9 protein-coding genes are annotated in these 9,962 nt (G+C 51.5%); 8 read left to right on the forward strand and 1 reads right to left on the reverse strand.

Annotated features, from left to right (window positions below; translation table 11 throughout):
• Positions 1–68: 68 nt before the first annotated feature.
• Entirely contained in the window at positions 69–1,952 is a 1,884-nt protein-coding gene (gene htpG / locus B3F49_RS02420) for a molecular chaperone HtpG (protein WP_293908806.1), read from the forward strand.
• Between the two features lie 101 nt (positions 1,953–2,053).
• Positions 2,054–2,941, forward strand: coding sequence for a mechanosensitive ion channel family protein (locus tag B3F49_RS02425; protein ID WP_293908807.1), 888 nt, complete (start codon positions 2,054–2,056; stop codon positions 2,939–2,941).
• On the opposite strand, the gene B3F49_RS02430 is transcribed toward B3F49_RS02425, so the two are convergent.
• On the reverse strand, positions 2,916–3,452 hold the full coding sequence (locus B3F49_RS02430) for a hypothetical protein (protein WP_293908808.1): 537 nt from the start codon (positions 3,450–3,452) through the stop codon (positions 2,916–2,918). The genes B3F49_RS02425 and B3F49_RS02430 overlap by 26 nt on opposite strands.
• Before the next feature lie 75 nt (positions 3,453–3,527).
• On the opposite strand from B3F49_RS02430, the gene B3F49_RS02435 reads away from it, so the two are divergent.
• From B3F49_RS02435 to B3F49_RS02460, 6 genes are all read left to right on the forward strand, one after another.
• A complete protein-coding gene (locus B3F49_RS02435) occupies positions 3,528–5,405 on the forward strand; it encodes a sigma 54-interacting transcriptional regulator (protein ID WP_293908809.1) in 1,878 nt (625 codons plus the stop codon).
• A gap of 281 nt (positions 5,406–5,686) precedes the next feature.
• Entirely contained in the window at positions 5,687–6,691 is a 1,005-nt protein-coding gene (locus tag B3F49_RS02440; protein WP_293908811.1) for a PdxA family dehydrogenase, read from the forward strand.
• A 14-nt stretch (positions 6,692–6,705) separates the two neighbouring features.
• Entirely contained in the window at positions 6,706–7,164 is a 459-nt protein-coding gene (locus tag B3F49_RS02445) for a tripartite tricarboxylate transporter TctB family protein (protein ID WP_293908813.1), read from the forward strand.
• Between the two features lie 115 nt (positions 7,165–7,279).
• Positions 7,280–7,858, forward strand: a complete 579-nt coding sequence (locus B3F49_RS02450) for a tripartite tricarboxylate transporter permease (protein ID WP_422663644.1) — start codon at positions 7,280–7,282, stop codon at positions 7,856–7,858.
• Positions 7,833–8,687 carry a tripartite tricarboxylate transporter permease gene (locus B3F49_RS02455; RefSeq protein ID WP_293908815.1) on the forward strand — a complete coding sequence of 285 codons (855 nt, stop codon included), beginning with the start codon at positions 7,833–7,835 and terminating at the stop codon, positions 8,685–8,687. Before B3F49_RS02450 ends, B3F49_RS02455 begins: the two co-directional genes overlap by 26 nt.
• A gap of 75 nt (positions 8,688–8,762) precedes the next feature.
• A complete protein-coding gene (locus B3F49_RS02460; protein WP_293908816.1) occupies positions 8,763–9,752 on the forward strand; it encodes a Bug family tripartite tricarboxylate transporter substrate binding protein in 990 nt (329 codons plus the stop codon).
• The last annotated feature ends 210 nt before the right edge of the window (positions 9,753–9,962 follow it).

Genomic DNA, 9,962 nt, shown 5'->3' on the forward strand with positions numbered 1-9,962 from the left:
AGGACAATTGCCGATGGCATGAAAAATCAGTATGTTTGCTTATATCCTTTTGGAGGCATGAAACTACAATGGAACAAAAGAAGTTTAAGACTGAAGTGTCGGAGCTGCTTCAGCTCATCATCCACTCGCTCTACTCACACAAGGAAATATTCCTTCGCGAGTTGGTGTCCAACTCGTCCGATGCACTGGACAAACTAAAGTACCTCACCTTGACCGATGAAAAATTCAAGGGTCTCTCCTTCGATCCGCGAATCGACATCTCCTTCACTGAAGAGGGCGACAAGCGCACGTTGACCATCAGCGACAACGGATTGGGAATGAACCATGACGACCTGAGTGACAACTTGGGAACCATTGCCTCAAGCGGCACCAAGAAGTTCCTCGCTTCCTTGACCGAAGAACAGAAGAAGGACAGCAACCTGATCGGTCAGTTCGGTGTAGGTTTCTATAGTGCATTCATGGTGGCCGAAAAGGTTGAGGTGATCAGTCTCAAGGCCGGTGAAGAGCAGGCTTGGAAGTGGAGCAGCACAGGTAAAGGCAGCTACACGCTCGAGGAAGCTGTCCGGGATGGTCATGGAACTACCATCACGCTCTATCTGAACGAGGAAGGCAATGAGTATGCCAACCGTTGGCAGATCGAGCAGCTGGTGAAGAAGTACAGTGATCACATCGCCTATCCGATTTTCCTCTCCTATGACCAGACAACCTATGACGACAAGAAGAAGGACAAGGATGGGAAGGCGGTAAAGAAAGTCGAGCACAAGGTGGAGCAGATCAACAGCTCTTCGGCCTTGTGGAGGCGCAGCAAGAGTGAACTCACCGATGAGCAGTACAAGGAGTTCTACAAACAGTTGACCTACGACAGCGAAGACCCCCTTTTCTATGTTCATACACGAGCAGAAGGAGCCACCGAGTACACAACCCTGTTCTTCATCCCCTCCAAGGCACCGTTTGACCTGTACCATGCCGATTATCGTCCGGGCGTGAAGCTCTATGTGAAGCGTGTGTATATCACCGATGACGACAAGGAACTGCTTCCCACCTATCTGCGTTTTGTCCGGGGTATCATCGATAGCGAGGACCTCCCGCTGAACGTAAGCCGTGAGATTTTGCAGCAGAACAGGGTCATGAGCGCCATCCGCAATGCTTCGGTGAAGAAGCTGTTGGGTGAATTCCAGAAAATCAGCGAACAGAACCCCGAGCTCTACACCAAGTTCATCGAGCAGTTCAATCGTCCGCTCAAGGAAGGCCTCTATTCGGACTACGCCAACCGCGATGCACTGCTTGAGCTGGTTCGCTTCAAGTCCTCGTCGCAGGAAGGGTATGTCAGTCTTGCTTCCTACAAGGAGCGGATGCCCGCCGACCAGAAGTCGATCTATTACATCACCGGAGGAAAGGAGTCGACTCTCAAGGCAAGTCCCTTGCTCGAGTCCTATCGCAAGAAAGGCTTCGAGGTCCTGATCATGAGCGACGACATCGACGATATCGTTGTCGGGTCGATTGGAACGTACAAGGAGTTGCCGCTGAAGGCCATCAACAAGAGTGGTGCAGTGGATGACCTGAAAGAAGAGAAGGATGCCGAAAAGACCAAGGAGGCAAAGAGCCTGGTCAAGAAGATCAAGAAGGCTCTCGGCGACAAGGTCAAGGATGTAGTGGTCTCCTCCCGTCTTGTTGAATCACCTGCGGTGGTGGTTGTGGATGAGAACGATCCTTCGGTGCAGATGCAGCAGATTCTCAAGAGCATGGGACAAGACGACTTCGAGGATGTGAAACCCATCCTGGAAATCAACGTTGAAGACCCCATGATCAAGAAAATCGATGCAAGCGACGACGATCAGTACATCGAGGATCTTTGTTCGGTGTTGCTTGACCAGGCACTGCTTGCCGAGGGTGTCATGCCCAAGGACCCGGTTGCTTTCACCAAGAAGCTGCACAGTCTGCTCAGCAAGTAATCCAATTGAATCGGGCAGGGTGAAGATCATTTCTTTACCTTGCCTTTTTTGTGCCCTGATGGTAGGTTCTCAGTATCTATTCTCAACAAGGATGTGTATATATGCACCCAGCAATCATGGCACTAAGCAGTGAGGCGGCTGTTTCTGATTCGTTCTTTGGACAGCTCATGCATAAGATCGACGTATGGACACAGCTTGGGCCGGTATCGTTTCTGATTACCTTGGGAACCGGCCTGCTCATGGTCTTGGTCGGTAAGATTCTCATCATATGGCTGACCCGGATTCTGAAACGCTCGCTTGCACGGGCGAAGAAGATCAATGACCTGATGGCCCGTTTCATCCTGCAGCTGGTCAACATCATCGGTTGGATTTTCCTGATAGTAGCCTTTTTGCAACACATGGGCCTGGACATGGGACCGGTGCTTGCCGGACTGGGAATCACCGGTGTCATTCTTGGCTTCGCCTTCCAGGAGACCATCGGCAACCTGCTCAGCGGGGTGATGATCGTCATCAACGCTCCCTTCAGGATCGGGGACTACATCGAGACGGGATCCTTCAGCGGAACGGTCACCGACATGGATATGATTTGTGTCATCCTCTCAACCCCCGACAACAAGAAAATCACGATGTCCAACAAGCTGGTCTGGAGCAACCCCATCGTCAACTACTCGAACATCGAGCGGAGAAGGGTGGAACTTGCAGTCAGTGTTTCTTATCAGGCAGATCTCGCCCTGGCCAAGCAGGTGATCAAGAACATTCTCGATTCCTACCCAGAAGTGCTTTGCGAGCCTGCGCCGGTCATTGAAGTAAACAAACTCAACACTTCCTCAATCGACTTTGTAGTCCGTCCCTGGACCAAGCCGGCTGACTATTGGAAGGTGTATTGGCGGTTCAATGGTGAAATACTTCAACGCCTTGCTGAAGCAGGGCTATCTGTTCCGTTCAATCAGCTTGATGTGCACATCATTGATCAGCCGAAGATGAACTAGCTTCCTTGCCAAGGCAATAACGCTCCAGCAAGGTGCAGAATTCCTTGGAGTCCGAGAGCAGGAACTTGCCAAGGTAGGACTTGGGTTTCCAGGCTTTTGAACCGAAGAGCAGGCTGATGATGCTGTCCTTCGTTTCGATCTCTACGGTGATGTTGGAGATTTTGTTGTTCTCCAACGTCTCGTAGTACTGGTTGCAGCTGATGAACTCATCGTATCCAAACAGGTATTCGGCATCCTTGAGCACCACTGCAACCATGCGTTTCTTGGTATCGAAAGTGAGCAGGATACCGTCGTTCAGGTCATTGATATACCCCTGTTTAATATCAAACTCCAGTTTGTGTTGTTGCATGAGTTCGAAGGCTTTCTGCTCAAGCGAGCGCAGTGTCTGTTGATAATTTGCCTTTGCCCGATTCCTCTTCTTCTTGCCGATTGTCAATGCATAGAAGTTGAAAATGGTTACAACAGCCAGAAGCGCCAGAAGCAGGTATTGCAGAATGGGTGTATATGTCATAGCCGACAATACCAAGAGTCGGCAAGCTTTGTAAAGAATGGCAGTCCATGCTACACTGGACAGCGGAGCAACGTAGTGATAAAGATATTGATTGTTGTACCCTATCTTGAACTTCAACAGGCTTTCGAAGAGGTCCTTCACACCATCGACCTCCAAGACTTGTCAGTAAGCACTACGCATATTTTCGGAACTGATCCCCAGGTAATCCAGCCTCTTGATGCCGATATTATTGTGGCTCGAGGCATCACGGCTTCTGCAATCGCCTTGCAAAAGCCTTCCGTGCACGTGGTTCCCATCAACTGGAGCAATGCCGATCTGCTTTCCGCTCTTTCCCAAGCGAAAGCCGTCTCAAATGGCGGTCGTATCGGCCTGATCTCCAACGAGCAGTTGTGCGGGCAGGATGAGCTGAGCACGCTGGTGGGCCGCGATGTCTCCGTGTTCCAGGTAACCGACCAAAACGATGTTCTCGAAGGTGTTTCTACGTTGCAGAAGCTGGGATGCACCATCTTCGTCGGGGGCCTGACCATGTGCAGGATCTGCGAGGAACGCAACCTTTCTTTCATCCATGTCAAGACTGGATACCAAGCGGTGGTACATGCAGTCAATGAGGCCGCAGCGGCCGCCCGTTCGCTGGAGCGGGCACAGACCAGGGGGAACCTTCTGGGAACCCTGCTGAACAACGCAACGTATGCCTTGCTTGCCATAAACAGCAATGGTCAGATCATTGCAGGGAACCGGCAGGCTGAAAACTTGTTCGCCAAGAGTCCTTTGGAGGGCCTCCCGGTTGAAAAAGTGTACTTTTCCAGCAGGTGGGCCGAAGCGTTCAATTCCGGCAGCCCGAAGGAAGAGCTGGTAACCATCAATGGACAACAGTGCCTGGTCACCCAGCAGCCGATCAGCATGGATGACAAGAAAGCGGGCTTCCTCTATACATTCCAGAATGCAGAGGCCATCCGACGGACAGAGCACAAGATTCGAACCGAGCTGAACCGGAAGGGCTTGATCGCCCGGTATAGTTTCTCTGACATCGTTACCCGGAATCCCCATATGCTGGCCTTGGTTGAGAAGGCCAAGCGCTTCAGCCAGGTTCCTGGAACCGTGTTGCTTCTCGGTGAGACAGGAACCGGCAAGGAGTTGTTTGCCCAAAGCATCCACAACGCCTCCCCTCGGGCGAAAGAGCCCTTTGTTGCTGTAAACTGTGCAGCCCTGCCCGAACAATTGCTTGAAAGCGAGCTGTTCGGCTACACCGACGGTGCCTTCACCGGAGCGGCGAAGGGGGGCAAGCCCGGACTTTTTGAGCTTGCACACAAGGGAACACTCTTTCTCGATGAAATTGCCGAGATGCCGATCGTCGTGCAGGCGAAGCTCTTGCGGGTCCTGCAGGAACGCGAGGTCCGAAAGATTGGTGCCGACACGGTTATTCCTGTTGATGTACGAATAATAAGTGCCGCAAACAATACCATCATCGAGAAGGTGAGGGAAGGGACGTTCCGTCTCGACCTCTTCTATAGAATCAGCCTGTTGAGCCTGCAGTTGATACCCCTGCGAAACCGCCAAGAGGATATCGGCATTTTATTCAGGCATTTCGTTCAGCAATACTGCAGAAGGCACGGCTTGAAAGAACCGTTGCTCACCGATCAAGCAATAGCCGCGCTCAATGCCTTCTCCTGGCCGGGGAACATCCGTGAATTGAGAAATGCTGCAGAACGGCTTGCCATCCTGAATACATCCGATGTCGTCACCGTCAAGGAGATTGATCTGCTCGACATAGGCTCTACCAGTCTGCAGATGCATGATGAGCCCCAGAGGCAGGTTCGACGTAAGCCCAAGATATCGGATGAAGAGCTCTATCAGCAATTTCTTGCCAGTGGTTTGAGCCGGGATGTATTTGCCAGGCAGATGGGTATGAGCAGGACGACGCTGTGGCGTAAATTCACTGCACTCGAGCAATAAGAACGAATTATGTTGGATGCGTGCATGTTGCATTGATGTTTCAAATGAAACATGTAACAAAATATTGAAACAATGAAACAAGTATCTACCACAACCCAATTTTTATGCGAAACTTATGCTCACAGTTTCGTATTTGGTTCCTTAACCACAAAATACTTGTATACAAAAGCATAAGAAAATCAAAATTGTATACAATACAATAAAGTTGGCACGCAAGTTGCCCTATCGTTGGTACGGGCTCACTCTGTTTGCGCCCTGTCTGTTTGAAAAGGGAGTCTTTCATGAATAAACCTATATTGGGAATTTTGATTGGGGACGGAGCTGGAGTAGGCCCGGAGATCATTGCAAAGCTTGCAGTGCAGAATTTTTTTGCCGCCTATTGCAGACCTGTCATCATCGGAGACGTACGAATCCTTGAGCGTGCATTTGGTGTCATTGGTTCCTCAGTACCCTTGCAAATGGTTTCTGATATCGACCAGATTGATTGGAACGGTAATTTGGCTGTTCTTGACCAACACGATCAGGATCCCCAAAAGGTTGTGTTTGGACAGCTGACCATTGAAGCAGGAAAAGCAAACCTGCATGGATTGAAACTTGGTGTTGAGCTCTATAAGGCCAAAAAAATTGAAGGCTTCTGCTTCGCTCCCTTCAACAAGGCAGGCATGAAGGAAGCCGGATGTGAGCTGGAAAGCGAACATCACTATCTTGCCCAGCTCTTCAACCATACCGAACCCTTTGGGGAGATCAACGTGCTTGGGGACCTGTGGACCACCAGAACCACCAGCCATATCCCGATTGCCGAAGTCAGCAAGAACCTCACCGTTGATAGAATCCTTCGTGCAGTGCGACTGGCAGACGCATCCCTGAAGAACAGTGGCATTGCAAAGCCACGGCTTGCACTAGCTGCCCTGAACCCCCATGCCGGCGAGCATGGCCTGTGCGGGCGTGAGGAAATTGATGTCATTGAACCCGCTATTGCCAAGGCAAGAGAGATGGGGATCGATGCATCCGGTCCCTATCCCAGTGACATCACCTTCATCAAGGCCTTCCGCGGCGAGTTCGATGGAGTGGTGACGATGTATCACGACCAGGGCCAGATTGCCCTGAAACTGCGCGGCTTCGATGAAGGCATCACCATTGCCGGCGGACTCCCCGCCCCCATAGTGACGTGTGCCCATGGTACGGCCTATGATATTGCAGGGAAGGGCATCGTGAAGACCAGTGCATTCGAGAATGCAGTCAAGATGGCTTCCCGCATGGCTGTCCACTTGCAGAAGCAGGCATGAGGAGCTAGGAGAATATGCAGACGAAAAAAATTACAAGCAAGATGTTAATCCCGATAGTGACTGCAATTATTGCAATTGTGTTTATCTATTTCGGGATAACCAAGTATGGATTCATGCATGAGGTCAGGGGACCACTCCCAGGCTTTTTCCCAACCATCATCGGATTTTTATTACTCGCCTTGAGTGTTCTGGCCTTCATTGGGTCGTTGAAGGAGGAGAGCCCGGGCTTTCCGGTCGAGAACTGGTACCCCGCCCTCGGTGTTGTAGCCATCATGCTCTCCACGCTGGTAATCGGCATGCTTCCAAGCCTGGCACTCTTTGTGTTGCTTTGGCTCCGCTGGTTTGAGAAATTCAGCTGGAAAGCAACTCTGATCGGGTTTGCCGTGATTATGGCAATTGTAATCGGTGCGTTTGTGATGTGGCTCGGGGTTCCCTTCCCCAAGGGCTTCATCTACAACCTTATTGCATACTGAGAGGCAAACTATGGAAAATCTGCAAATGTTGTTTATGGGCTTTTCAGTAGTCCTTACCTTGGAAAATGTAATGGTTACCCTGCTCGGTGCCATTCTGGGCTTGATCGTGGGTGCAATGCCAGGAATCGGGTCATTGGCAGGAGTTGCCTTATTGCTGCCCCTTACGTATAAGTTCAATCCCACTACCGCAATCATCATGCTCGGCTCCCTGTACTATGCCAACATGTACGGCGGTTCCTTCAGCGCCATCCTGCTGAACATCCCCGGCGACTCTCCTGCAGTCATGACCGCCTTGGATGGATATCCGATGGCTACCAAACGAAATCGTCCTGGTCAAGCCCTGTTTACTGCCAACTCGTCGTCCTTCATCGGCGGCTTGATCGGGATGCTTATTCTTACCTTCATGGGACCGCTGCTCGCCGACCTTGGCCTGAAGTTCGGCCCTGCCGAAATGACCTCCCTGTTGCTCGTAGCCATGACTTCGATCGGTTGGCTGGTTGGAGAGAGCCCGACCAAGGGTGTCGTCCTTTCCTTGGTTGGTGTCCTGCTTGCATCCATGGGTATGGACACCTTGACAGGAAGTCCTCGGTTTGATTTCGGCAACATCTATCTATTGGGNNGGTATTCCCTTCACTCCGTTCGTCATCGGTACAGTAGGCTTCAGCCAAGTGCTCAAGCTGATGGAGGAGCGTAACAAGAAGGTTGAGGCGAACCTCAATCAGAAGCTTACAATCAAGGGCTCTTTACTTACCGCCCATGATTTCAAAAGGTTGCTGCCTCCTGCTATCAGAAGCGGTTTCATGGGAACCTTCGTCGGAGTACTGCCGGGAGCCGGTGCAACTACCGGAGCCTTCCTTGGGTATGCCATGCAGAAAACCTTCAAGAGTGAAGAACCCCTTGGAACCGGTGCCATCGAAGGAATTGCCGCATGTGAGTCTGCCAACAATGCAGCGGCGGCAGGTGCTTTTGCTCCATTGCTTGCCTTGGGTATTCCCGGATCAGGTACCGGTGCTGTTCTGCTCGGTGGTCTTATGATGTGGGGGCTGAATCCTGGCCCGCTGCTCTTCACCACCAACCCTGACTTCGCCTGGGGCTTGATCGCCAGCCTGTTCCTTGCGAACATCCTGACCCTTATCATTGCAGTGGGTATCATCCCCTTCTTGATCCAGATCCTGACCGTACCGGTGCGTATGTTGATCCCGATCATCACCGTTGTCTGTGTAGTTGGCGGTTATAGTACGTCCAACTCGATGTACGGGGTGATCATCATGTTCCTTTCAGGCGTATTCGGCTACATTCTCGACCGCAACGGCTACGGCGTCGCCCCGATGCTGCTTGCCTTCGTACTTGCCCCGCTGCTTGAGTCGAATATGAGAAAGGCCTTCATCATCAGCAATGGAAAACTGGACATCTTCTTCGATAAGCCGATTTCCGCATTCCTGCTGCTCGTTCTGTTTGCCATCGTGCTCACCCCTGTCATCAAGTTTATCTTGAGGAAAGCGGGAGTATCGAAAAAGAAGTGATCCGGCTCATACGAGTTGGAATGAAATGGAAATTCCAGGACAGGTGTCCTGAAAGAAACAATAGGAGATAAGACTATGAAAAAACTTGCTATTCTGCTTGGCGTTCTGCTGCTCGCAAGCATGTCCGTATTCGCTGCCGGCCAGACTGAGGCTGCCGGTGCTGCAAAGACATTCACCCCTTCCAAGAACATCGATTGGTATGTAACCAGCTCCCCCGGTGGTGGTTCTGATATTTTCACCCGCACCATCATTGATATCGCTGTTGCCGAGAACCTGCTCAACGGCCAGAACGTTGTTGTCCAGTACAAGACCGACGGCGCCGGTGAGGTAGGCCGCCTCTTGGTTTCCCAGATCAAGGCCGGTGTACAGGCCGACCATACCCTGCTCACTTTTAACAGCGGCGACCTCATGCCGATGTTGAAGAACACCTCCAATCGCTTTGAGAACTTCCAGCCCATCGCCCACATGGCTGTTGACAAGCACCTGATCTTCATCGGCGAGTACTCCAAGTACAAGAGCTTTGAGGAAGTATTGGCTGCCCTCAAGAGAGGCGAGAGAATCGTGCTTGGTGGTTCCAAGGGTGACGACATCGCTTGTCATGCCGCCTTGATCAAGGAAATCGGCGTAACCGAGGACCAGTTCTCTTACATCGCCCACGACGCAACCAGCGGCGCCATCACCGCCATCCTGGGTGGTCACTTCGACCTTTTGATCTCCAAGCCTGCTGCTGCTTCCCAGTATGTCGAAGCCGGCAAGATCAAGCCGATCCTGGCTCTTTCCACCAGTCGCTTCCCCGGCAACCTCAATTCTGCTCCCACCCTCAGTGAGTTCGGATACAAGAACGTCGAGGTTCCCAACTGGAGATCCATCGTAGCTCCGAAGTCCATGAGCGCTGAAGCAGTTGCCTACTGGACCAACGTATTCAAGAAAGTCTCTGAGACCGAAACCTGGAACAAGGGTTACATCGAGAAGCAGAAGCTGGTTCCCGATTACATGGATTCCGAGACCTTCAGGGCCTATGGCATGCAGTTCCAGAAAGAGTACCTTGCTTCCATCGGGAAATAAGGATGCATAGCAGCATCTGATGGTTTGCATTCGAAGGGATGGGGGATATAATCACCCTCATCCCTTTTATACACTATGAGGTAAGAATATGAAACGTGTTGCAATTGTCCATACGGTACGGCCGGTACTCGCAAGTTTTCCCCGGCTGCTGGAGCAGGTGGTAGGGCAGCCGCTGAAGATACATAATCTGCTGGATGAGTTTCTGGCATC

The organism is Sphaerochaeta sp. UBA5836, from assembly GCF_002432845.1.
GTDB lineage: Bacteria > Spirochaetota > Spirochaetia > Sphaerochaetales > Sphaerochaetaceae > Sphaerochaeta.